Annotated in this window: 22 protein-coding genes and 1 pseudogene; 11 read left to right on the forward strand and 12 right to left on the reverse strand. The window is 58.6% G+C overall.

Annotated features, from left to right (window positions below; genetic code table 11):
* Positions 1-557: 557 nt before the first annotated feature.
* From ABJP42_RS04945 to ABJP42_RS04955, 3 genes are all read right to left on the reverse strand, one after another.
* The gene (locus ABJP42_RS04945) at positions 558-908 is read right to left on the reverse strand and encodes a RidA family protein (protein WP_348338890.1); all 351 of its coding nucleotides are present in this window, start codon (positions 906-908) and stop codon (positions 558-560) included.
* 96 nt (positions 909-1,004) lie between these two features.
* Positions 1,005-1,370 carry a hypothetical protein gene (locus ABJP42_RS04950; protein WP_348338892.1) on the reverse strand — a complete coding sequence of 122 codons (366 nt, stop codon included), beginning with the start codon at positions 1,368-1,370 and terminating at the stop codon, positions 1,005-1,007.
* 127 nt (positions 1,371-1,497) lie between these two features.
* Positions 1,498-2,370, reverse strand: coding sequence for a MurR/RpiR family transcriptional regulator (locus tag ABJP42_RS04955; RefSeq protein WP_348338893.1), 873 nt, complete (start codon positions 2,368-2,370; stop codon positions 1,498-1,500).
* A gap of 22 nt (positions 2,371-2,392) precedes the next feature.
* Between ABJP42_RS04955 and ABJP42_RS04960 the strand changes: the two genes are divergently transcribed.
* The 8 genes from ABJP42_RS04960 to ABJP42_RS04995 all read left to right on the forward strand — a co-directional run bounded on the left by ABJP42_RS04960 (position 2,393) and on the right by ABJP42_RS04995 (position 10,647).
* Positions 2,393-2,560 carry a hypothetical protein gene (locus tag ABJP42_RS04960; RefSeq protein ID WP_348338895.1) on the forward strand — a complete coding sequence of 56 codons (168 nt, stop codon included), beginning with the start codon at positions 2,393-2,395 and terminating at the stop codon, positions 2,558-2,560.
* Positions 2,529-3,314, forward strand: a complete 786-nt coding sequence (locus tag ABJP42_RS04965; RefSeq protein WP_348338897.1) for an N-formylglutamate amidohydrolase — start codon at positions 2,529-2,531, stop codon at positions 3,312-3,314. The genes ABJP42_RS04960 and ABJP42_RS04965 overlap by 32 nt, the downstream gene beginning before the upstream one ends.
* A complete protein-coding gene (locus ABJP42_RS04970; RefSeq protein WP_348338899.1) occupies positions 3,307-3,903 on the forward strand; it encodes a TRAP transporter small permease subunit in 597 nt (198 codons plus the stop codon). Before ABJP42_RS04965 ends, ABJP42_RS04970 begins: the two co-directional genes overlap by 8 nt.
* Positions 3,903-5,405, forward strand: a complete 1,503-nt coding sequence (locus ABJP42_RS04975) for a TRAP transporter large permease (protein ID WP_348338901.1) — start codon at positions 3,903-3,905, stop codon at positions 5,403-5,405. The genes ABJP42_RS04970 and ABJP42_RS04975 overlap by 1 nt, the downstream gene beginning before the upstream one ends.
* 88 nt (positions 5,406-5,493) lie before the next feature.
* On the forward strand, positions 5,494-6,528 hold the full coding sequence (locus ABJP42_RS04980; RefSeq protein ID WP_348338903.1) for a TRAP transporter substrate-binding protein: 1,035 nt from the start codon (positions 5,494-5,496) through the stop codon (positions 6,526-6,528).
* A gap of 59 nt (positions 6,529-6,587) precedes the next feature.
* Positions 6,588-7,949 carry a glutamine synthetase family protein gene (locus ABJP42_RS04985; protein ID WP_348338905.1) on the forward strand — a complete coding sequence of 454 codons (1,362 nt, stop codon included), beginning with the start codon at positions 6,588-6,590 and terminating at the stop codon, positions 7,947-7,949.
* A 75-nt stretch (positions 7,950-8,024) separates the two neighbouring features.
* A complete protein-coding gene (locus tag ABJP42_RS04990; protein ID WP_348338925.1) occupies positions 8,025-9,407 on the forward strand; it encodes an aldehyde dehydrogenase family protein in 1,383 nt (460 codons plus the stop codon).
* A gap of 94 nt (positions 9,408-9,501) precedes the next feature.
* Entirely contained in the window at positions 9,502-10,647 is a 1,146-nt protein-coding gene (locus ABJP42_RS04995) for an iron-containing alcohol dehydrogenase (protein WP_348338907.1), read from the forward strand.
* An 84-nt stretch (positions 10,648-10,731) separates the two neighbouring features.
* Here the strand turns inward: ABJP42_RS04995 and ABJP42_RS05000 are convergent, their stop codons facing one another.
* Complete coding sequence (locus ABJP42_RS05000) at positions 10,732-11,736, reverse strand: LacI family DNA-binding transcriptional regulator (RefSeq protein WP_348338909.1); 1,005 nt, start codon at positions 11,734-11,736, stop codon at positions 10,732-10,734.
* 167 nt (positions 11,737-11,903) lie between these two features.
* On the opposite strand from ABJP42_RS05000, the gene gap reads away from it, so the two are divergent.
* Together gap and ABJP42_RS05010 are read left to right on the forward strand one after the other, a co-directional pair.
* Positions 11,904-12,914, forward strand: a complete 1,011-nt coding sequence (gene gap / locus ABJP42_RS05005) for a type I glyceraldehyde-3-phosphate dehydrogenase (protein WP_348338911.1) — start codon at positions 11,904-11,906, stop codon at positions 12,912-12,914.
* Positions 12,915-13,119: 205 nt separating this feature from the next.
* Entirely contained in the window at positions 13,120-15,096 is a 1,977-nt protein-coding gene (locus ABJP42_RS05010; protein WP_348338913.1) for a sensor histidine kinase, read from the forward strand.
* A gap of 164 nt (positions 15,097-15,260) precedes the next feature.
* Here the strand turns inward: ABJP42_RS05010 and ABJP42_RS05015 are convergent, their stop codons facing one another.
* The 8 genes from ABJP42_RS05015 to ABJP42_RS05050 form a co-directional block, all read right to left on the reverse strand.
* Positions 15,261-16,613, reverse strand: a complete 1,353-nt coding sequence (locus ABJP42_RS05015) for a sigma-54-dependent transcriptional regulator (RefSeq protein WP_348338927.1) — start codon at positions 16,611-16,613, stop codon at positions 15,261-15,263.
* A 91-nt stretch (positions 16,614-16,704) separates the two neighbouring features.
* Positions 16,705-17,940: a formate dehydrogenase subunit gamma gene (locus tag ABJP42_RS05020; protein ID WP_348338915.1), complete on the reverse strand. Its 1,236-nt coding sequence runs from the start codon at positions 17,938-17,940 to the stop codon at positions 16,705-16,707.
* Between the two features lie 99 nt (positions 17,941-18,039).
* Positions 18,040-18,633, reverse strand: a complete 594-nt coding sequence (gene fdh3B, locus ABJP42_RS05025) for a formate dehydrogenase FDH3 subunit beta (protein ID WP_348338917.1) — start codon at positions 18,631-18,633, stop codon at positions 18,040-18,042.
* 12 nt (positions 18,634-18,645) lie between these two features.
* Positions 18,646-21,540 (reverse strand): formate dehydrogenase subunit alpha, encoded by a 2,895-nt coding sequence (locus ABJP42_RS05030; RefSeq protein ID WP_348338919.1) that lies wholly within the window; start codon positions 21,538-21,540, stop codon positions 18,646-18,648.
* Between the two features lie 132 nt (positions 21,541-21,672).
* Positions 21,673-21,864 carry a twin-arginine translocation pathway signal protein gene (locus ABJP42_RS05035; protein WP_348338921.1) on the reverse strand — a complete coding sequence of 64 codons (192 nt, stop codon included), beginning with the start codon at positions 21,862-21,864 and terminating at the stop codon, positions 21,673-21,675.
* A gap of 82 nt (positions 21,865-21,946) precedes the next feature.
* Positions 21,947-22,576: a TorD/DmsD family molecular chaperone gene (locus ABJP42_RS05040; RefSeq protein ID WP_348338929.1), complete on the reverse strand. Its 630-nt coding sequence runs from the start codon at positions 22,574-22,576 to the stop codon at positions 21,947-21,949.
* Between the two features lie 34 nt (positions 22,577-22,610).
* Entirely contained in the window at positions 22,611-23,297 is a 687-nt protein-coding gene (locus ABJP42_RS05045) for a DUF3306 domain-containing protein (protein WP_348338923.1), read from the reverse strand.
* On the reverse strand, positions 23,294-23,833 hold the full coding sequence (locus ABJP42_RS05050; protein WP_348338931.1) for a DUF3305 domain-containing protein: 540 nt from the start codon (positions 23,831-23,833) through the stop codon (positions 23,294-23,296). The genes ABJP42_RS05045 and ABJP42_RS05050 overlap by 4 nt, the downstream gene beginning before the upstream one ends.
* A 420-nt stretch (positions 23,834-24,253) precedes the next feature.
* Between ABJP42_RS05050 and ABJP42_RS05055 the strand changes: the two are divergent.
* A pseudogene (locus ABJP42_RS05055) lies at positions 24,254-24,618 on the forward strand ((4Fe-4S)-binding protein); the annotation flags it as partial.

Consider the following 24,618-nt stretch of genomic DNA (forward strand, 5'->3'; position numbering starts at 1 on the left):
CATATCTCTTCAGTTTTCATCAATGTCAAAGAGCAAACACCACACAAGAAAAACACAACAGATACGCCAATCTCTTAGCGCAACCGCCCAATCAATCCAGTCAGATGCCCCAGTCTCTCCTGAGCGTCCCACAGTCTATCCTGCCGTCTCAACCGTCTTTCCGATCCGTCAGATGCGTCCCAGCACCCCCCCAGAGCGCCTCAGCGCCGCCGGTAGAGGGGGTTCTAAGGAGAACCGCCATGACCCGCAACCCAAAAACCCATCAAATCGAAAATTCTCGCAACAAAAATGTGAAAACTAAACAAAATCAACAGATTAACACCAGATAAAGTCAGTGTACCTTACCCAAAACCACTCCCCAAATCAGCCAAATCCCCCAAAAACCGACTTACCCACAGAGATAACCACAGACTCACAACAGACTCACCAAAGCCCCACAACACCGCCCCAATGAATCACCCACCATCACCTTCCAAAAATATTCCCGCCCAAGGCAAAAAGGGCAGCCCTAAAGACTGCCCCAATTAATATGAAAAAGGCGCCGAAGCCAAAAGGGCCTAAGCCTTTGCGGCTGTCACCAAGAACTCCACCAAGAAATCGGGGAATGCCAGCTTAGCTTCACCACAGGCGCGTGCCGGAGCATTGCCTTCAGGAACCCAGGCGTCCCAAACCGCATTCATCTCTTCAAAGTCGGCCATATCAGCCAGCCAGATGGTCGTCTGCAGGATACGTGTCTTATCCGAGCCAACCTCGGCCAGCAACGCATCGACCTTATCGAGGCAATCCTGGGTCTGTTGCGCCACGCTGGCACCCCGGGTGCCGACCTGGCCGGCCAGATAGATGGTGTCGCCGTGCATGACGATCTGGCTCATGCGGGCACCTGAGTGAAGGCGGGTGATGTCAGTCATAGTGTTCTTCCTGATTGAGTAGGGATGCTGACTCCGAAAGGGCGGAGCCAAACCTGGTTTGAAGCGGTGATTTAAGAGGGGGGATTGGGCAGAGGGTTACTCGGAAAGCAACCACTTGCCACTGGCGGCCTTGCAGAACTTGCGTGACACATCTGTTGCCGCTGGACCGCCATTGGGGTGAGCCTTGTGCTGCAAGGATACGCAGCCGCCGCTTTTGGATGTAATTCTGACTGCTCCGTAAGAGCCGGTTTCAGGGTTCTTCCATTTCACCGAGCTGCCCACCTTTGTGCCCGTGTGTTCATAAAGCGCCGCTTCGGCGGCCCGCATGGCGTTGAAATCGTCGGGAGACAGCGGCGACTGCGCCAGCATCCGGCTCAGCGGTTTGGCAGTAGCCGGGGCCACGGCAAATGCAGCAATGGATGCAAGAACAAGGGCGGGAAGAAAGGCAGCAGATTTGGTCATCGGATCTCAACCTGAAAGGACATTTTCAAAACAGCTCCCTTATGGTCAGAGAGAGCCAGCCTTTGCAACATGACGCATGCCACCTGCCCTGTCCATCCGCTCTTGCCTGAATGCCATCAAGGTGGGGTCAAGAGAATTTGCGAAACAACCGTGTGGTATCAAAGAGCTCATCCAGCCGGTCATAGCGGTCTTTGGTCTTGTCCCAGCTTTCTTCCTGGGTGGCGGCAATCATCGCCTCCAAAAGCATCATGGTAGAGATGTTGGAATCCCATGCTGAGGGGATTTCCACCCAACAGTTAAAGGCATGTTCGGCCACTGCGGCAACAGGACTGGCCCATTGGTCGGTGATCAGCACCACTTTGACGCCGCGTTCGGCCGCCAATTCTGCCAAACGCTGCAGATTGGTTTCATAGCGGCGGACGTCGAACATCAACAATGTATCACCCGCCTCCATGTCCAATACATAGTGCGGCCAGGTCGCGGAAGAGGATGTCATATGGGTGACCCGCTGCCGGATCGCCTGAAAATGGGTAAAGGCATAATCAGCCAGCGCGCGGGTAATCCGACCGCCAACGACATAGAGCCGCCCCTCGGTATCCGCCAACTGACGCACCGCCGCATCAAACTGCTCTGAGTCCACGTTCGAGAAGGTCTGGCTCAGGTTATCTGTCACCGCCTGGGAAAACCGGTTGAGCAAATGCCCCTCTGGCGCCTCAGATGCCCAGTTCTCCCGCCGCTGCGTGGGACCAGAGACCTTGGCCTCCAGCTCTTTCAACAGGGCTTGATGAAACTGCGGATAGCCCTTGAAGCCCAGCTTTTGCACCATGCGCGCTACAGTTGGCGTCGAGACTTCCGCATTGGAGGCCACTATGGTGATCGAAGCGAGCCCCGCCGCCGGGTAGTTTTCGAGCAAGGAATTGGCAAATTTGCGTTCCGACTGGGTCAGACTCGCATATTGATCCCGGATCAGCTCTCGCACGGTGAGCGGCGGTTTGGTCAAGGCAAAGTCCCTCCTTGGGGAGATGAAAAAACAGGCAGCAAAGCCAAGGCATAGCCGAAATGACGGCGCTTCTTCCGGTGCAGGAAAAATCTCTTCTGAAATTATATTGACAGAAATAATCCGTCATGAAAAGATTTTTCCAAAATGGGGAGACTTGAATGTCACTGAGCGATTCCGCTGCTCACAATGAGGTTTTTGAAGTGATCAACGGCGCTGGCCGTGGAGGTGCTTTGATTCTGTGCGAGCATGCCAGCCACCATATTCCATCGCGCTATAGCGATCTGGGATTGGCAGAAGCGGACCGTCATAGCCATGCAGCCTGGGATCCGGGCGCCCGTGCGGTTGCAATCGCCCTGTCGCAGGCCTTGGATTCCCCCTTGGTAGCTTCAAGCGTGTCGCGCTTGGTCTATGACTGCAACCGCCCCCCAGAGGTGGCTTCGGCCATGCCGGAGAAATCCGAACTGATCGAAGTGCCCGGCAACAAAGGGTTGAGCGCCGAACAACGCCAAGAGCGTGTTCAGACCGTATACCAGCCCTTTTGTGACGCCGTCGCCCGGGTGATCGCCGACCGCCAGACCGCAGGTTTAGAGACAGCAATCGTCACCATTCACAGCTTTACCCCTGTCTACTACGGTGTCCACCGCCCGGTTGAAATCGGTATCCTGCACGACAGCGACAGCCGGTTTGCCGATGCCATGCTGGCACAGGCTCCTGCCCTGCCGCAGCGGCGGGTGGAACGCAATACCCCCTATGGTCCAGAAGACGGCGTCACCCATTCGTTACAATTGCACGGCATCAAGAACGGCCTGGCCAATGTCATGATCGAAGTACGCAACGACCTGCTGCGCAACACCGCAGAGGAAGCCCAGATGACGGACGAGCTTTTGACCCTGCTGCGCCCGGCGCTGGCAGTGCTGCAGCCCAAGGGAGAGACCGGTGCCTAATATCATTCTGCGCTACATTCGCGCCGTCGAGGCGATGAACCGGGTGATTGGCCGCTTTGCCATGTATCTGATCTTTGCCTTGATCGGCGTGCTGCTCTGGTCCTCGGCTTCCAAGACCTTTTTCAACCCCTCGCTTTGGACGCTAGAAATGGCTCAGTTCATCATGGTGGCCTATTACATCCTTGGCGGCCCCTATTCGATGCAGATGGGGTCCAACGTGCGGATGGATCTGTTCTATGGCGGCTGGACCACTCGGACCAAAGCCTTTGTCGATGCCTTCACCGTATTGTTCCTGATGGTCTACCTCGGCATTCTTCTTTATGGCGCGGTCAGCTCAACGGCCTATAGCCTAGGCTATTTTGGCCTCGAGCCCTTCTCCTTCTTTGGCGATATCATCGCCACCGCCTTTACCGAAGGACCAAGCGCCGCCTGGGGCAAGCTTGGCTATATCGAGCGCAGCTCCACTGCCTGGCGGCCGTACCTGTGGCCAGTGAAATCCATCCTCTGTTTCGGCGTCTTCCTGATGCTGCTGCAATGCCTTGCCGAACTGTTCCGCGATATCGGACGTCTTCGCGGAGTTGAAATCTGATGCCCTATGAATTGATCGCCATTGTCATGTTTGCCGGCATGATGCTGATGCTGATGACCGGCCAGCGGGTCTTTGGCGCCATTGGCTTTGTTGGAGCTGTGGCTGGCATGCTGCTTTGGGGCACCGGCGGGGTCGAAATCCCCTTTGCCGCCTCGATGAAGCTAATGAAATGGTATCCGCTGCTGACGCTGCCGATGTTCATCTTTATGGGCTATGTGCTGTCAGAATCCAAAATTGCCGACGACCTGTACCGGATGTTCCATGTCTGGATGGGGCCGGTGCAGGGGGGGTTGGCGATCGGTACCATTGGCTTGATGGTTCTGGTCTCAGCGATGAACGGCCTCTCGGTGGCGGGTATGGCCATTGGTGCCACAATTGCGCTGCCAGAGCTGCTGCGCCGTGGCTATGACAAGATCCTGGTGACGGGCACCATTCAGGCCGGGTCTTCGCTTGGAATTTTGGTGCCGCCTTCGGTGGTGCTGGTGCTTTATGCAATGATCGCGCGCCAGCCTGTGGGCCAGCTGTGGCTGGCCGGCGTGGTCCCGGGTCTTCTGATGGCGACCATGTTCATCATCTACATCTATATCCGCGCCAAGATGCAGCCGAACCTCGGCCCCGCCATGACGCCCGAAGATCTGGCCGAATATGACCAGATTAGTGAGCATCCGCTGCGACTGAACTTTATCGTGTTGGCTGGCATCGTGCTGGTGCCGCTTTTGGTCAAACTGGGTGTGATCGCGCCAAAATCCGCCATTGGCTTTGCCCTTGGCGCTGCGGTTCTGGCCTTTGCCACCCGTTCAATGCCGCTGTTCTATCGCGATCTCTTCCTAAAAGAGAAACACCGGTTGCTATTCTCTGGCGTACTGCCGCTAGCGATCTTTGCCACCATGATGGTGCCCTTTGTGAATGGCTGGACCTCGCTGGTCGAAAGCTCTGCCATTGGTGCCATGACCGCCTTTATTGCTGCCATCCTGAAGGGCCGCATGAACAAGGAAGTTTTTGAGACCACGGTGCGCTCCACCCTGGGAATTTCCTGCATGTTCATGTGGATCATCCTGGCTGCCCTTGGCTTTGGCGCCATCTTTGACGGGCTGGGCGCGGTCAAGGCAATCGAAGATCTCTTTACCTCTCAGCTTGGCCTTTCCCCCTGGATGATCCTGATCCTGATGCAGCTCAGCTTTATCGTGATGGGCACCTTCCTGGATGACACCGCCATGCTGGTCATTGTGGCGCCGCTCTATGTGCCCTTGGTGGGGGCGCTTGGCTTTGATCTGATCTGGTACGGGGTGCTTTATACCATCACCACACAGATCGCCTATATGACGCCGCCCTTTGGCTATAACTTGTTCTTGATGCGGGCCATGGCCCCTCCTGAAATTGGCCTCAAAGACATCTATATCTCTATCATCCCCTTTGCTGCCGTTATGGTGGTGGCACTGGCCCTGATCATGGCCTTCCCACAGATTGCCCTGTGGTTGCCCGGCCTGGTCTACGGCAACTGATCCGGATGACAGAGACCTTGAAATAACCCAAGAAGAGCCCCGCTCGGGGGCCCGTTTCCAACACGAAAACCAACATGGAGAGAGAGTTATGACAACAAGACGTAAGTTTCTGCAAACCGCCGGTGTGGGGGCAATGGCCGCCCCATTGGCGACCCCTGCCCTGGCGAGTTCCACCATCAAATGGCGGATGCAGACCTATGCCGGTACCGCCCTGGCCGAGCACGTGGTGAAACCCGCCATCGATATGTTCAACCAGATTGCAGGCGATCGCATGCAGATCGAACTGTTCTATGCCGATCAGCTGGTCCCGACAGGTGAGCTGTTTCGCGCCATGCAGCGTGGCACCATTGACGCGGTTCAGTCCGATGATGACTCGATGGCCTCGCCCACCGAAGTCACTGTTTTTGGTGGCTACTTCCCCTTTGGCTCGCGCTACAGCCTCGACGTGCCTGTGCTGTTCAACCAGTACGGCCTGAATGAGATCTGGGACGAAGAATACTCCAAAGTTGGCGTCAAACACATCTCTGCTGGTGCATGGGATCCTTGCCATTTTGCCACCAAAGACCCGATCCGCAGCCTCGCCGACCTGAAGGGCAAGCGCGTCTTCACCTTCCCAACCGCAGGTCGTTTCCTCAGCCAGTTTGGCGTGGTACCTGTCACCCTGCCTTGGGAAGACATCGAAGTCGCCCTGCAGACCGGCGAGCTTGACGGCGTTGCCTGGTCCGGCATCACCGAAGACTACACCGTCGGCTGGGCCGATGTGACCAACTACTTCCTGACCAACAATATCTCGGGTGCCTGGGCTGGTAGCTTCTTTGCCAACCAGGGCCGCTGGAACGAGCTACCCGAAGATCTGCAGACCCTGTTCCGCGTCTGCTGTGACCAATCGCACTACTATCGTCAGTGGTGGTACTGGGGTGGCGAAGCCTCCCTGCGGGTCAATGGTCCCAAAATGGAGCTCACCAGCATTCCCGACGAAGAATGGGCCCAGGTCGAAGGCGCCGCGGTCAAGTTCTGGGATGAGATTGCTGCCGAAAGCCCCACCAAGGCCAAGGTTGTCGAGATCTTCAAGAAGTATAACGCTGACATGCAAAAAGCCGGTCGCCCCTACCGCTACGGCTAAACCCATCTGTCCCGGCGCACCTTGCGCCGGGACACCCTATCTGAACAGGAAAATTGCCCATGACTGGTGTTCTGACATTTGACGATCTGAAAGCCCAAGTTGCCGCTGGCGACGTGGATACCGTGCTGGTCTGCCTTGTGGATATGCAGGGCCGCCTGATGGGCAAGCGGTTTCACGCAGGCCATTTTGTTGCCGGCGCTTATGAGGAAACCCATTGCTGCAATTACCTGCTGGCCACCGACCTCGAGATGGCAACCCCCGATGGCTTTGCCTCGACCAGCTGGGAATCGGGCTATGGCGATTATGTCATGAAACCGGATCTCTCCACCCTGCGCCCCCTGCCCTGGCTCGAGGGTACGGTGATGGTGCTATGCGATGTGCTGGACCATCACAGCCACGAAGAGGTGCCTCATAGTCCCCGCGCCATTCTAAAGAAACAGATCCGCCGTCTCGACGCGCTTGGCTTTGATGCCATGACAGCGACCGAGCTGGAGTTCTTCTTGTTTGAGAAGAGCTTTGACGAGATCCGCAAATCGGATTTCCGCGACCTGCAGCCAATCTCTGGCTACAACGAAGATTACCACATCCTGCAGACCACCAAGGAAGAGCATGTGATGCGCCCACTGCGCAATCATCTGTGGAACGCCGGTATCCCGGTGGAATGCACCAAAGGCGAGGCCGAGACCGGCCAGGAAGAGCTGAACATCAAATACGGCCGCGCCCAGGATACCGCCGATTTCCACACCATCGCCAAACATGCCACTAAAGAGATCGCCTGGCAGCAGGGCCATGCCGTGACCTTCCTGCCCAAATGGCATCACGACAAGGTCGGCTCCTCCTCCCATGTGCATCAGTCGCTGTGGAAGGATGGCAAACCCGCCTTCTATGACGCTGAGGATTCGCTTGGCATGTCACCGCTGATGAAAAACTACATGGCAGGCCTGCTAAAATACGCCCCCGACTACACCTATTTCATGGCGCCCTATATCAACAGCTACAAGCGCTTCATGAAGGGCACCTTTGCCCCGACCCGCATCATCTGGTCGGTCGACAACCGCACCGCCGGCTATCGCCTTTGCGGCGTCGGCAGCAAATCGATCCGGGTCGAATGTCGCATCCCGGGGTCGGATATGAACCCTTACCTGGCGATGGCGGCCATGCTGGCCGCTGGCATTGCCGGTATTGAGGAAGGGCTGGAGCTGCAGGCCCCGGCCACTGGCGATGTCTACCAAGGCGACAGCGGCATGATCCCAGAAACCCTGCGCCAAGCCCGCCTGAGCCTCAAAGGCTCTGAGATGCTGCGCGCGGCCATGGGGAACGACGTGGTGGATCACTACACCCGCGCCGCCGAGGTTGAAATTGAGGATTTTGACCGGGTCGTCACTGACTATGAAATCGCCCGCGGGTTCGAGCGCGTCTAACGACGCGCAGCCTCCGGCCGGAATATTTTTGGAAAGATGAAAGGGGCCTCCCTTTCAAACGAGATGAGGATGAACATGGGCCAGACCCTGAAGTGTATCTCTCCGATTGATGGATCCGTCTATGCCAGTCGAGAAACGCTAAGCCGCGAAGAGGGCTTTGCAGTAGCCAGTGCCGCGCGAAAGGCGCAAAAAGCCTGGGCTGCGCGCCCCCTGCAGGAACGGATCGATCTTGTCATGGCAGGCGTTGCAGCTGTTGGCAAGATGAATGATGAGATTGTGCCGGAACTGGCCCATATGATGGGACGCCCGGTGCGCTACGGCGGCGAATTTGGCGGTTTTAACGAGCGCAGCTCTTATATGGCTGAGATCGCCGAGATGGCCCTGGCCGATATCGAAGTAGGCGAAGACAAAAACTTTAAGCGCTTTATCAAGCGTATCCCCCATGGCGTTGTCTTTATCGTGGCGCCGTGGAACTACCCCTATATGACAGCCGTAAACACCCTGGCCCCGGCTCTGATTGCCGGGAACACAGTGGTGCTGAAACATGCCACGCAGACGCTTTTGGTAGGCGAACGCATGGCAGCAGCCTTCCACGCTGCCGGGGTTCCTGCGGAGGTGTTTCAGAATATCTTCCTGGACCATGACACCACCTCGGCACTGATTGCTGATCGCGCCTTTGATTTTGTTAATTTCACCGGATCTGTCGGTGGCGGTCAGGCGATGGAGCGCGCCGCAGCGGGCACCTTTACCGGTGTCGGCACCGAACTCGGCGGCAAAGATCCCGGTTATGTGATGGAGGACGCCGATCTCGACGCCGCTGTAGACACATTGATTGATGGCGCCATGTTCAACGCCGGGCAATGTTGCTGTGGTATCGAACGCATCTATGTCCACGAAAGCCTCTACGATGATTTTGTCGCCAAGGCCGTTGAGATCGTCAAAGGCTACAGGCTCGGCAACCCGCTGGACGAGGCCACAACCATGGGCCCCATGGCCAATCAACGCTTTGCTGCCGAGGTCCGCGCGCAGATCGACGAAGCCCTTGCTGCAGGCGCCCAGGCGCATATCGACCCTATGGAAGCCGACGACGGTGGCGCCTACCTCACGCCGCAGATCCTGACAAATGTCACCCACGAGATGCGGGTCATGCGCGATGAAAGCTTTGGTCCGGTCGTGGGCATCATGAAGGTCTCCTCGGATGCCGAGGCTATCACCCTAATGAACGACAGCGAATTTGGCCTCACCGCCTCGCTCTGGACCCGCGATCTGGATCGCGCCGCCCGTGTTGGCGATGAGGTTGAGACCGGAACTGTGTTCATGAACCGTGCCGACTACCTCGATCCCAGCCTGTGCTGGACCGGCTGCAAAAACACCGGGCGCGGCGGCGGCCTGTCTGTCATCGGCTACCAGAACCTCACCCGCCCCAAAAGCTATCACCTGAAGAAGGTCACAGGCTAAACCCTATCACCTTTTTCAAAATATTCCGGGGAAGCTTGCCGCAAGGCAAGCGGGGGCAGCGCCCCCTCCACCGGCCCATCACAGGAACACGCCTATGTCTCTCGTTGGAAACTGGTCCTACCCGACCGCAATCAAATTTGGCGCTGGCCGGATCAAGGAACTGGCTGAGGCCTGTGCTTCTGCCGGCATCACCAAGCCCCTGCTGGTCACCGACAAGGGTCTCGCCGATCTGCCCGTGACCCAAAGCACCCTTGACATCATGGAGGCCGCAGGCCTTGGCCGCGGTATCTTTTTTGAGGTTGATCCCAACCCCAATGAAAAGAACCTTGAGGCCGGTGTCACCGCCTATAACGACGGCGGCCATGATGGCGTCATCGCCTTTGGAGGTGGCTCGGGGCTGGATCTCGGCAAAATGGTCGCCTTTATGGCCGGCCAGACTCGCCCGATCTGGGACTTTGAGGATATTGGCGATTGGTGGACCCGCGCCGATGCCGATGCCATCGCGCCGATCATCGCAGTGCCGACAACCGCAGGCACCGGATCCGAAGTTGGTCGCGCCAGCGTGATCACCGATAGCGTCAGCCATGTGAAAAAGATCATTTTCCACCCCAAGGTGCTGCCCACTGTGGTGATCTGCGATCCCGAACTGACCGTGGGCATGCCCAAATTCATCACCGCCGGCACCGGCCTGGATGCCTTTGCCCATTGCGTTGAGGCCTTTTCTTCGCCGCATTACCACCCAATGTCGCAGGGCATCGCCCTGGAAGGCATGCGCCTGGTCAAGGACTACCTGCCGCGCGCCTATGCCGATGGCACCGATATTGAGGCCCGCGCGCAGATGATGTCGGCGGCTGCCATGGGGGCCACAGGTTTCCAAAAAGGCCTTGGCGCAATCCATGCCATGAGCCACCCGATTGGCGCGCATTTCAACACCCACCACGGCACCACCAATGCGGTCTGCATGCCAGCGGTTCTGGAATTCAACGCCCCCGCCATTGCCGACCGTTTCGACATGGCCGCTGCCTATCTGGGCATCGCAGGCGGCTTTGACGGCTTCCGCACCTATGTGCAGGAGCTGAACGACAGCATGGGCATTGCCCGCAAACTCTCTGACCTGGGGGTGACCGAAGCCTCGATCCCGGGTCTGGTCAAAGGGGCGATAATTGACCCCTCTTGTGGCGGCAACCCAATTGAATTGACTGATTCAAACCTCACAGAGCTGTTCAAAGCGGCCCTATAACAGGGGCCACTTTGTCGGACCCAAAGGGCCTTCCAGCAGCGCTGGGGGGCCTTTTCTTTGTCAGGTTTCGTCTTTTTGGGATGCTTACAGGGATTGGCCAAGGCTGATGCGCGGACTCAGTGTCTCGCAGATCGGCGGCAGGTCATCGCTGCTCTCACGTCCTTTGAGGATAATCTCTGCTGCCCGTTCACCGATCTCGCGCCGACAGGCATCCGTGGTGGCCAGCTGCAATGGCAGGCCTTCGAGGATCTGTAGATTGTTGAACCCGGCCAGCGCCACGTCCTTTGGCACGGACAGCCCCTCTGCCAGGCAGTGCATATAGCCGCCCACGCTCATCACATCACTGGAGTAGTAAATACAGTCCAGGTCGGGCTGACGCGCCAACATCTGCGCCGTGAGCTGACGCCCTGTGACCACAGAGCTTTCACCAGCATAGTGCTCCAGATCCACCAGCGTGACGCCTTCGGTTCCAAGGCCTTCGACAAAGCCGTCGAAGCGTTTGCGGGCGCGAAAATCCTGCGGCATCTTGGTGCCGATAAAACCTATTCTTTGGTAGCCCTGCGCCAGGATCTGGCTGGCCATGTCCCGGCCTGCCTGCAGATGAGAAATCCCAACGCAGTGGCGCAGGGGCGTGCCATCCACATCCATCACTTCAACCACCGGACAATCCGCCTGCAGCAACATCCGCCGGGTTGCCTCGCTATGCTCCAGCCCGGCAACGATCAGCCCCGAGGGTCGCCAGCTCAGCATTTCGCGGATGACTTCCTCTTCCTCATCAATCTCATAGCCAGACACGCCAACCACCGGCTTCAGGGGGCTGTCTTTCAGAACTGAGGAAATCCCCGACAGCACCTCAGGAAAAACAAAACTGTTCAATGACGGAACCACCACCGCCACCAGATTGACCGATTGCGACGACAGGGACCCTGCAATGCGATTGGGCACATAGCCATGGGCGCGGGCGATCTCTTCGACTTTGGCGCGGGTGGATTTGGAAACATCCGGAGCCCCCCGCAGTGCACGGCTGGCGGTCATCTCGCTCACACCGGCAAGCCGGGCAACATCCTTCAGGAGCATTTTTTTGGTCATGGCCGCATGGTCTTGTACTTCGCGTCTCGCTGCAAGGGTAGCCGAGGCTGTTCACGGCATTGAGGGTTGCTTTTCCCTCCCGTTATCGGTACCGATTGCGCAACCGTTAGCGATAACAATTAAATTCCGGCGCGCCCACGCTGCGCGCTGTTCAAAGGAGCCACCCAATGACCCTGAAAGTTGCAATCAATGGATTTGGCCGGATCGGCCGCGGCGTGATGCGTGCTTTGCTGGAAAGCGGCGCGAAGGATATCGAGGTGGTGGCCATCAATGATCTGGCACCGCCCGCAACCCTGGCGCATCTGTTGAAATACGACTCGGTCCATGGCCGTCTGAAGACGGCGGTGGACCATAGCGATGACCAGTTGATTGTTGAGGGCAAGTCCATTCGCCTGACCGCGATCCGCGATCCCAAAGAACTGCCCTGGGCAGATGTCGATATTGCCTTTGAATGCACTGGTCATTTCACCTCCCGCGCCGCGGCTTCGGCCCATCTGGTGAACGGCTCCAAACGGGTGCTGCTCTCAGCGCCGGGCAAAGAGGTGGATCGGACCGTTGTCTATGGCGTCAACCACATGGATTTGACGGCGCAAGATCTGATTGTCTCCAACGCCTCCTGCACCACCAATTGCCTCGCCCCGCTGGCACAGGTGCTGGATCAGAGCTTTGGCATCCAGACTGGCTACATGACCACGATCCACGCCTATACCGGCGATCAGCCCACGCATGACAGCCCGCACAGCGATCTCTACCGTGGTCGCGCCGCAGCCCTGTCGATGGTGCCCACCTCCACTGGCGCCGCCCGCGCCATTGCCGAGGTCCTGCCGCAACTCAAAGGCCGGTTGGAAGGTTCTGCTATTCGGGTGCCAACCCCCAATGTTTCCGTTGTGGATCTGAGCTTTGTACCCGAACGCCCCACCACAGTTGAGGCCGTCAACGCCGCCATCAGTGAGGCCGCCGAAGGCAGGCTCAAGGGCATTCTGTCCTATGAAGACGACCCGATGGTCTCGATTGATTTCAACCACGATCCGCATTCTTCATGCTTTGCCGCCGGGCAGACCTCTATCACCGAGGGCGGGCTAGTGCGGGTGGTCAGCTGGTATGACAATGAATGGGGCTTTTCCAACCGGATGCTCGACACTGCCCGCCATATCGGCAGCCTGATTGACGCCGCCTAGCCCGCCTTTCTGACAAGGCCGATGATCCTCCCAAGGCAGGTGCAGATGCACCTGCCTTTCGCTTGCTATGCGCAGCGGGAAAATGGCACTCTGAGGTCAGACCTGCCTGTAAGGGCCATACCGCGCCCCAGCCAAAGAGGACAAGCGCCTGAAATCCGTCCGCCTCAGATTACTGCTGCTCGCGCTTTTGCCCCTTTCGGTGCTGATGCCGCTCTTGCTGACCCTTGCCATGGCGCGCTGGAACGCCGATTACGACGCAGTGCTGATTGCCAAGGTCGAAAGCGATCTGCGCATTGCCGAGCAGTATTTGGGCCACCTCCAAACCGGCAGCGCAGAAAGCCTGCGCAGCATCGCCGATTCAACCGCCTTTCAACTGGCGCTGAGCAAAGGACCCGCAGAGGTCAAATCCCATCTCGAGACAAAACGCGCCGAGCTGCAGTTGGATTTCCTCGAATATCTCGCCCCGTCTGATTGGGCGCCTGGCTTAGGGAAATGGCCGATCATTCAGGCCGCCACCCGGGGTCAACGCGCCTCGCAGATCGACATTTTCTCAGCTGAGGATCTGTCTCAGGCGGCACCACATCTGGCCGATCAGGCCCGCATCGCCCTGATCGAAACCGAGGCCGCAGCACCGACCACCCGCCAGGTCGAAGATCGCGGCATGGTGCTGCACACTGCGGCTCCGGTTGTCGCGCTTGGGCATCACGGAGTTCTGCGCGGCGGGCGGCTGTTGAACCGCAATCTCGGCTTTATCGACACCCTGAACGCGCTGGTCTATCTGGGCGGCCCTGCGGATGAGAACCGCCAGGGCACGGCCACACTCTTCCTCGAAGATACGCGTGTATCCACCAATGTCCGCCTGTTCGAGGACATCCGCGCCCTTGGCACCCGGGTCTCCGCCGTGGTGCGCAACAAGGTTCTGGATCAGGGGCTGACCTGGCTGGACCGCGCCTTTGTGGTTAATGATTGGTATATCTCTGGCTATCTCCCGCTCACTGACAGTTACGGTGCCCGCGTTGGCATGCTCTATGTGGGTTTCCTGGAGGCGCCCTATACCACCGCCAAACGCGAGGCATATTGGACCATCGTTGCGGTATTCTTGTCGGTCCTGGTGCTCTCTGCGCCGCTGTTCCTGTGGCTGGCCAAGGGGATCTTCTCTCCGCTGGAGCGGATGAGCCTGACCATGAAGCGGGTTGAGCGTGGCGATCTCACCGCCCGCAATGGCACCATAGGGCGGCGCGATGAAATCGGCCAGGTGGCGGGCCATCTGGACAGCCTGCTGGACCAGATCCAGGACCGCGACCAGCGGCTGCGCGATTGGGCCGGGGAGCTGAACGAACGGGTAGACCGGCGCACCTTAGAGCTCCGCGCCGCCAATCAAAAGCTGGAAGAGACCTTCAAACAGCTGGTGATGAGCGAAAAGCTGGCCTCGATTGGTGAAATCACCGCAGGCGTCGCCCATGAGATCAACAATCCGGTGGCGGTGATTCAGGGCAATGTCGATGTGATCCGCATGACCCTGCCCCCAGAAGAGGCCCAGGAGGTGCAAACCGAACTCGACCTCATCGACAACCAAGTCATGCGGATCGGAGCCATTGTTGGTCGGTTGTTGCAGTTCGCCCGTCCTTCGGAATTTGGCACTTTCAAGGAAAGCCTCGATCTGGCACCGCTGGTGAACGACTGCCTGGCGCTGGTGGATCACGTGATTTCGCGCCAGGCCATTCAGGTAGAGAAGCGCTTTGACACGGCTGCCGATCCCGTTCCTTTTGTGCGGATTGATCCTGGTGAGCTGCAACAAGTGGTGATCAACCTCATCCTCAATGCGGCTCAGGCAATGGAAGGGGATGGCCAGTTAGTCCTGTCGCTGGAGGCCACAACGCGCAACGGTGTACGGGGCGCCTTGTTGACGGTTGCCGACAATGGCTGCGGCATCGACGAGGGTCACCTCGGTTCGGTGTTCAATCCGTTTTATACCACCAAACTCGGCGAGGGCACCGGGCTGGGCCTGTCCATCAGCCAGACCCTGGTGCAACGGGCAGGAGGCATAATATCAGTGCGCAATCGCGCCGGTGGCGGCGCCGCCTTTTCCATCTGGTTGCCCCCCGCCCAATCTGACGCCGGTAGATCCCAATCCTCGCCTGCTGGGGATTGTTCTGACCCGACAGAAGCGGCGGCACAGTAGCACAACACACCCAGTATGTTCACCAGTAGTTACGGGCACGCTGCCGCGCCCTGCGTAGCAGGGCGCCCGGCCCAAGGCCATTGACCCTTTTCTGGCTTGTCAGAACTGGGCCTGGGCGCGGGAGTGCTACCGATCTGCCGATGTGACCCTGTCACAGAGGCGCATTACAATTCCCAACTGGCGCATTTGCGATCTACTGTTTTGCGCGACACGCCAAGCCGCCGGGCGGCTTCTGCCCGGTTGCCCTCGCAGGCGTCCAGCACATGCATGATATGGCGCTGGGTCACCAGATCGAGGGATTCCACCGCTGCCACCCCGGTGATTGACCCCTTGCCGGCAAACTCCTCAGGGAACTCGCCCAGGATTACCGAGCGTTCGATGAGATTGCGCAGCTCGCGCACATTGCCCGGCCAGTCATAGCGTGAAAACTTCAGCAGGGTCTCTTCGTTCAGCTCCAGCGCCGCCATGCCAAGACTGCTAGAAAACTGCTCCATGAACAGCGCCGCCAGTTCAACAATATCCTCAACCCGGTCCTTCAAAGGCGGCATCTTGATCTCAACCACATTAATCCGATGGTAAAGATCCGCACGAAACCTGCCCTCAGCGACGGCCTGCTCCAGATCGGCATTGGTGGCAAAGAGAAACCGAAGGTTCAACGGGATATCCCGCTCTGCCCCCACCGGGCGCACTCGCTGATCCTCCAAGACCCGCAGCAGCGCCGCCTGCACCTGGTCCGGCATCTGTGCCACCTCGTCCAGAAACAAGGTGCCGCCATCCGCATGCAAAAACAGCCCGTCCTTGCGCCGGTTGTGATCATCGATGAGGCCGAACAGCTCGTGGGCAATACGATCTGGCGCGATGGCGGCGCAGTTCACCGCCACAAAGGGCTGCAGGGCGCGTTCCGACAGAGAATGCAGGGTCCGCGCCGCGATCTCCTTGCCGGTGCCACTGGCGCCAGTGAACAGCACCGGTGTTGGCAGCGGCGCCAGCCGGTGCAGCATATCCCGCGCTAGGCTGATCGCCGGAGATTTCCCCAAAAGACGCCCCCGCGCCGCCGAACCCTCGGCAGAAAGCTCATGCTTTAGCAGGTAGTTTTCACGCCGCAGATATTTGCGGTCCAGGGCCCGCGCCACCGAGTTTAGGATCTGATTGGCGCGAAAAGGCTTCAGCACAAAATCAGCCACCCCGGTGCGCAGGGCTAGAATGGCGGTTTCCAGATCCGCATAGGCGGTGACCAGAATTGTATCGGCAAACAGCCCCACCCGGCGCTGTTCCTGCACCCATTCCAGCCCGGTTTTGCCCGGCATGATATTATCGAGGATGATCAGATCAAAATGCGCCTGATCCAAAATGGCCGAGGCTTCGGCCGCCGAGGCCGCCTGTTCGACACGCTTGCAGCGCGGCGACAGGATCTTAGTCAGGAAATTGCGCATGCCCGGCTCATCATCGATCACCAGGATCGAAGCCCCGGCAAGGCTTTCGCCATATTCGTCGCTTGCACTCTCTGCCCCTGTCATCCCTGTCACTACCCCTGTTCCTTCCTCATCTGCCCCGCCCCCAATCGTATCAGGGCCGGGGCAGCTTGTGCCATGCGTTTTCGATTTTGATCTATTCGGCTGGAGTGCCTGTCGCCTTGTCATCAGCAGGTGCCTGATCCTTCTCAAGCACCTCATCGAGCCAGATCGAGTGGTGCTGGCGCGCCCAGGCCTCGTCCACCTCGCCCGAGCCCATGGCGTCATAGGCGCCCTCCATACCAACCGACCCAATGTAGATATGGGCGATGACAATGGCCATCAGCACAAAGGCAAGAATCGCGTGCCAGGCTTGGGCCAGCTGCATCTCTTCCTGCGGTGCCTGTTCAACCGGCAGGATTCCAAAACCCAGCATCTCGGGTAGGCCAGTGGCGTTCAACCCGGCAAAGGTCTTAGCGAACAGCGGCAATTCATACGGAAACAGCAACGACAGGCCCGAGAGCGATATGGAAGCGCCAAACAAGACCACCGACCAGAAGATCAGTTTTTGCCCGGCATTGAATTTTTTGGCTGGCGGATGCGCCGAGCCGATGATGCCGCCAAACTGACGCAGCCAGGTCAGATCGGTGCGGTTGGGAATATTGTGCACAACCCACATGACAAAGATCATTACCAGACCTGCAATGAAGCCCCAGGCCACCACATTGTGCAGCCATTTGCCGATGTCCAGAAGCCCAGCATTCAGCCCCTTGCCCAGGTAGGGCGCAATGAACAGTCGCCCAAACAGCGACAGGATGCCAGTGACACCCAAAATGATAAAGGAAATCGCCAGCAGCCAGTGGCCAACCCGTTCAATCGCCTTGAACCGAGTCACAGTCCGCCCGGTTTTCTCGCCGTCGATCTTGATCCGTCCGCGCAATACAAAGAACACGATCAAAGCGCCGATGGTGCCCAGCAGCAGCCAGCCACCATAGCTGCGCAACGGTCCGTCACGGAAGGCCAGCCAGCGCATGCCGCCGTCCTGCACCAGCACCTTGGCAACTTCGCCACCACTGGAAACCTTAACTTCCGCCGTGCCATAGCGCAGCTGCCGCCAAAGTTCAGGGTCCGAAGCGCCGCCAAGGGTGCCAAGCTGTTCGCTCATCGCCGCAGCCGCATTAGGGTCACCAATATTTTCGCTGCGAAAGCTGTCATCCAATGCCTGCCCCCGTTGCCGGGCCATAATATCTTCAAGCGTCTGCGCGCCGCCGGTTGCGCTGCGGTCCACTGTGACCCCAGCCTCGGTCTCAGCCTCTTGGGCCAGAGCCAGACCAGGCAGCAGGAAAAAACACAGCATTAGCTGCAGGGAAAAGAGAAATGCCAGGCGCAGCATGGGCCACACTCCTTTGCAGGTCGCAGAATAGAAATAGCGGATCGTGGACGGCCTACACAATGCAGGCCGCCCGCGTCTCAATTTGGCAGATGGGGGCGTTTAGCCGCCCTTTTGCTCATAGGCTGTGCCCCAGCCCCAGGCGCCGGAGCCAAAGCCCCGTGATACGATCCGCTCGCGGTAGATCTCGGAGACGGTGTCGCCATCTCCCGCCAGCAGCGCCTTGGTTGCGCACATTTCGGCACAGATCGGCAGCTTGCCTTCGGCAATCCGGTTGCGGCCATATTTGGAGAACTCCGCATTGGAATTGTTCTCTTCAGGGCCACCGGCGCAGAAGGTGCATTTGTCCATCTTGCCTCGGCTGCCAAAGCTGCCGGCCTGGGGATATTGCGGCGCGCCAAAGGGGCACGCGTAGAAGCAATAGCCGCAGCCAATGCAGAGATCTTTGGAGTGGAGCACCACGCCATCTTCGGTCTGGTAGAAGCAGTCTACCGGGCAGACCGCCATACAGGGCGCATCTGAACAATGCATGCAGGCGACTGAGATCGACCGCTCTCCGGGTTTGCCATCATTGATGGTGACAACCCGGCGACGATTGATGCCCCAGGGCACTTCGTGTTCGTTCTTACAGGCGGTGACGCAGGCGTTGCATTCAATGCAGCGTTCGGCGTCGCAGAGGAACTTTGCTCTTGCCATGTCTCTCTCTCCTTATGCTGCAGTGATTTTGCAAAGAGTGCATTTGCTCTCTTGCATTTGGGTGACGCTGTCATAGCCATAGGTGAAGGCCACGTTGGCGCTTTCGCCCAGAACGTAAGGATCCGATCCTTCAGGATACTTGTCCCGCAGATCCTTGCCTTGGAAATGACCGCCAAAGTGGAAGGGCATAAAGGCAACGCCTGCCCCGACCCGTTCGGTTACCATGGCCATGACCTTGACCTTGCCGCCCTCGGGGCCTTCGACCCAGCACTGTTCGCCGTCGCGCACACCAAGGTTATTGGCGTCGCGTGTGTTGATTTCGACAAACATGTCCTGCTGAAGTTCCGCCAGCCAGGGGTTAGACCGCGTCTCTTCGCCGCCGCCCTCATATTCGACCAATCGGCCTGAGGTGAGGATGATCGGATAGTCCTTGGAGACATCGTTTTTCTGGATCGAGGCATAGAGGGTCGGCAGACGATAGGCCTGACGGTCCTCATATGTTGGGTAATCCTCAACCAGATCGCGGCGGTTGGTATAGAGAGGTTCGCGGTGAATGGGCACCGGATCCGGGAAGGTCCAGACCACAGCGCGGGCCTTGGCATTGCCGAAGGGCGCACATTCGTGTTTGATCGCAACCCGCTGGATACCGCCAGAGAGGTCGGTTTTCCAGTTGGTCTTGGGACCAGCCACGGCCTCGATCGAGGCGCGCTCTTCATCGGTGAGATCACCGTCCCAGCCAAGATCCATCAGCATCTGCATGGTGAATTCGGGGTAGCCATCCTGGATTTCCGAATTCTTGCTGTAGACACCTTCGGCCAGCAGGTTGTCGCCATCCCGTTCAACGCCAAAACGGGCACGGAAGGTAAGACCACCCTCAGAAACCGGTTTGGACATATCATAAAGGTTTGGCGTGCCGGGATGGTTCATCTCTGCTGTGCCCCAGCAGGGCCATGGCAGACCGTAGTAATCCCCATCAGCCGGGCCACCCACAGCCCGCAGTGTAGTGCGGTCAAAGGTGTGCTGGTTGGCCATATGCAGTTTCAGCCGTTCCGGGCTTTGACCGGTGTAGCCAATGGTCCAGAGCCCCTTGTTGAACTCGCGGGTGATGCTTTCCACAACCGGCGTTTCGGGATCTTCCATCTCGATGTTGCGGAACAGACGATCAGCCCAGCCAAACTTGTTGGCGAATTTGGCCATGATGACCTCATCCGGCAGACTCTCGAACAGCGGCTCAACCACGCGATCACGCCATTGGAAGGACCGGTTCGAGGCAGTTACAGAACCGCGGGTCTCAAACTGGGTACAGGCCGGCAGCAAATAGACGCCATCAGTTCGGTCCTGCAAAACAGCGGAAACCGTTGGATAGGGGTCGATCACGACCAGCATATCCAGCTTTTCCATCGCCGTTTTCATTTCCGTCATCCGGGTCTGTGAATTGGGCGCATGCCCCCACAGAACCATGGCCCGCACGTTGTTGGGCTGATCGATGTTGTCCTTGTCTTCCAGGATCCCATCAATCCAACGGCTGACAGGAATGCCTTTGAGGTTCTGCAGGCTCTTGTCCTTGCCATCAGCGCCTTTTAGCATGTCGAACTGGCTGGTGAGCCATTCGGGATCTTCTTCCCAGACGCGGGCCCAATGGCCCCAGGCCCCTTTGGACAGGCCGTAGTAGCCCGGCAGAGTATGCGACAGCACGCCCAGATCGGTGGCGCCCTGAACGTTGTCGTGGCCGCGGAAGATATTGGTGCCGCCACCAGAGGCGCCCATGTTGCCCAGCGCCAGCTGCAGGATGCAATAGGCCCGGGTGTTGTTGTTACCGGTGGTATGCTGGGTGCCGCCCATACACCAGATCACGGTGCCAGGACGGTTGTTGGCCAGGGTGCGCGCAACACGCTTCAGCTGCTCACCCGGTGCGCCAGTCACCCGCTCAACCTCTTCCGGAGTCCAGCTTTTGACTTCGTCACGGATCTGCTCCATGCCCCAAACACGGGTGCGGATGAACTCTTTGTCTTCCCAACCGTTTTCAAAGATATGCCACAGGATACCCCAAACCAGCGCCACATCGGTGCCGGGACGGAAGCGGACATATTCATCCGCATGGGCTGCGGTCCGGGTAAAGCGCGGATCACAGACGATCACCGGCGCATTGTTCTGCTCCTTCGCCTTCAACAGATGCAACAGCGAGACAGGATGTGCCTCTGCCGGGTTGCCGCCGATGATGAAGATCGATTTGGAGTTATGGATATCGTTGTAGCTGTTTGTCATGGCGCCGTAGCCCCATGTATTGGCAACGCCCGCAACAGTGGTGGAGTGACAGATCCGCGCCTGGTGGTCGACGTTATTGGTTCCCCAATAGGCGGCAAATTTGCGGAACAGATAGGCCTGTTCGTTGTTATGCTTGGCCGAGCCCAGCCAATAGACGCTGTCGGGGCCGCTTTCTTCGCGGATATCCATCATCTGGCCGCCGACCTCGTCGATGGCCTGCTCCCAGGAAATCCGCTTCCACTCACCACCCTCTTTTTTCATCGGGTACTTCAGGCGGCGCTCGCCGTGGGCGTGTTCACGCACCGATGCACCTTTGGCGCAATGGGCGCCGAGGTTGAAAGGGCTGTCCCAGCCGGGTTCTTGCCCGGTCCAGACACCGCTTTGCACTTCGGCAACGACGGTACAGCCGACGGAACAATGGGTACAAATGGATTTGATGGTCTCTACCGCGCCCGCCGCTGCCGTTGAGGCCGAGGCCTGGGTAACGGTGCCACCGGTGGCGCTGATTGCAGCCAGGCCGCCAATGGCCAGGCCGGAGCCGCGCAAAAACGCACGGCGATCAACAGATGTCTCTGCGACCTTATTGAGGATCGAGCTCCGCTGGGGGCGTCTCGCAACCCCGTTGGTCTTTTTCCTAAGCATGTAAACCTCCCTTGCTAGCCCTTTTCAAAACCAAAAAGAGCGCGCTTGGTTTAAGGAAACCACGTGGCGGTCGGGCGTCTCGCTACCAGTTGCCGTGTGGCCGATGAAATTCTTGTGTGCGACCGGCGCTGATTAGAACCGGGTGCTGTCGTAATAGGCGCGGGTATGCGCGGTATCCTGCATCTTATCGGATGCCAGATCGGGCTCTGCGGCCGCAGCCTCAGTGCCGCTGGTGGCAACCGCCACTGCAGCCAGCGGCGCCGATGTCGCCGCCAGTTTCAGAAAGTCGCGGCGGCTGCTGGCCGCCTCCTCTTTCTTGCTCATGTGAACTCCTCCTCCCGGTACAAACCCCGGGTTAGTTTCACGGGTTACAGCGCCAGGCCTGCGCCCGGTGCCCTTTTGCGGATTACTCCGCGCTCATCCGAAATGCCTCGGCTTCGATCTCCATGAAGTTTCGCCCGACTGCGCCGAGTGCGGCATAGAGAACCGAAGACTTGGCGCCTTCGAGATCTGCAAAGAAATGTCCGGCCCAGGGGCCGATGTGTTTGTTGAAGAACTGTTTCTGCTGGCCAAGATCCATCGCCGTGCCAAAACGCCCGGCGATCATCGCGCCCATCATCTCCATCAACGAGGCGATGTTGTCTTCGGGTTCATAGGCATTGGGCGCACGGGTAAGCCCGCCAGCCGCCATGTCCTGACGCAGCAGCGCCAGCGGTTTCTCATTCAAGAACCCTGTCAGGTAATAGCTGGCATAGGGCAGCAATTCACCGCGCCCAAGGCCAATGAACAGCTTGTTGAATTCGCGCTCAGCCGAAGCCGGTTTGCTGTGCCCTGCCAATTTGGCCAGAGCATTGATCGCCACGCCGAGCTCACTGTCATCCCCCGCCAGACCCGAGGTCTGCCCCAGCAACATCTCATCCGGAGGTCCCGCCAGCATCACCCCAAGATAGTTGTAAAGATCCGCGCGCATCTGGTCTTCTGCCTTAATCGCGGCAGGTGGCACAGGCGCCTCTGACATGGCCTCGAGTTCTGTCATCATTTTGGGTTCCTTGCGGGGCTCTTGCTGGGGCTCATGTCGCCGCTCCTTCAAAGGAAAAGCGCATGCGCCGTGGGACAGTTGGGTTCTGCGTTTCGGTAGCCTCTGCCAGGCGCGCGGCCAGTTCAGCCTGGTCATTTGCCTGACTAACTGGGGCGGACTGATTAACCTCGGTCGCCACAGGCACCACCGCTGGCGTCGGGGCGGCCGCCATGGGTTCAGGTTCATCTCGCCCAGTTTGCGGCTCAGTTACGGCCTCACTTGCTGCGGTCTGTGGACCCGGTTCAGCTACGCCTTCACTGGCGACACGTTCCGCCTCAGCCTCCTGTGCCAGGGCTTCCACATGTTTGGTCATGCCCTTGCCAACCTGATAGGCGGTTTGCAGGCCTTCAATGACGCAGGCTGCATCGGTGAAATCTTCGCCGTAATCCACCAGTCCATCGACGCAGGCGAGCACAGGATTGGCTCGCCAGAGATGCCGCAACGCGCGGTTTTTGATGCGGGCTGGCACTTGGTCCGTGAGGAAAACCTTGAAATCATCGCCCGCTCCAAGGCTCTCTGGCGTGGGCAGCTCAAGGGCCGCCAAAACTTCCTCATCGCTCTGCTCAGCCAGTTCAGCCTCACGAGCTTCGGCCTCGGCGGCAAACTCCGCTTGCTCTTGCGCTTTGGCCTCAGCCGCCACAGCGGCCTGACGACGGGACCAGAAATCGCCTCTGTTCATATCACCCGGCCCTTCTTGGAGAGCGAGGGAGAGCGGTAGACATCCGTCATCTGGGCAATACGTGGATCGCCAATACCATCCTCGCTGCCGCCGATGTCCTTCTTGTCGCGGCGGCGTTTCTTGAACTCTTCCTCGTGAAAATGCGCCAGGGTGAATTCCCGCAACCAGGCCACCAGCCCGGTTGGCATCGCCACTTTCTCCACCAGTTCCTCGCCACTATCGGCGTAGTCCTGGGCTTCAAAGGGCGAGGCGGTGATCAGCGTCACCTCCAAAGGAAACTCTCCCTCGCTGGTCTCGCGCAGGATCACATAGAGGCTGGGCGGATTGGTGGTCAGCGCCTGCATATAGGCTTCGGCCTCAGCGCGGTGCAGCTCCAACGGCAGGGTCGCAGCGTGATACTCCTGAACATCGCCCTCGCTGCGCAGTAATTGCCAATCGGCGGAGCCAGCGGCCGGCAAGACGGCTGAAACGCTCCAGTTCCATTTGACCCAACGGGTCACACCCGGGCTGCGGCGCATCACCACCCCAACCGGCATTACATCAGTCTTTTGTGCGCTCTGACTCACCCGCCACCACACCCTTGGCCATTTCCACTGTCACATCCGCATCCCGGTCGATACGCGCCGGGACATCGTTTCTTGCAGCCAGAGTGCGTCAGTCGGTTGACGTCACGAAAGGCGGAATTTTCCTGATTGCCCTAAAAAGGACCAAGCGGGACAAATTGGGTCGCCGCCAGTTCACCCCGAGAGCTTCACGGTCGATATGTCTATTTCGACAAAAAAACTCAGAAACCAAATCCAGCCCAAATTTTCGAATCACCAGCCCACGAATCACCCCTGCCCCGCGCCAGCGACCGGCGAAATCCGGTTTACCTCGCCAAAGAATCAGAGCTAGTCTGAGCCCCCAGCAAGGGGTGAAATCAGTCGAAAATCACCCAAAAATACGCGAGGAAAACAATGGCCAAGCAGCTGATTTTATGTAATTGTTCCGGAACTCAGCCCCTGGACCCCAAGGCACTCTCGCAGGCGACGGGTCTAAGCTGCAGCCCCCTGCATACCGCCCTATGTGGCGATGAGGTCGAGAGTGCTGCCAAGGCCATATCAACGGGCGAAGCGGTGATTTGCTGTGCCCAGGAAAAAAGATTTTTTGCTGCTCTGGCGGAAGAAATCGAAGCCCCAGAGCCCCCCTGCATCGACCTGCGGGATCGGGCCGGATGGACCGCAGACAGTGGCGATCTGATACCCAAAATGTCCGCCTTGGTTGCAGAGGCCGCTTTGGAGCTGGCCCCGGCAAAAACGCTGGATGTCACCTCAGAGGGTCT

This window comes from Pseudophaeobacter sp. (assembly GCF_039971195.1).
Classification (GTDB): domain Bacteria; phylum Pseudomonadota; class Alphaproteobacteria; order Rhodobacterales; family Rhodobacteraceae; genus Pseudophaeobacter.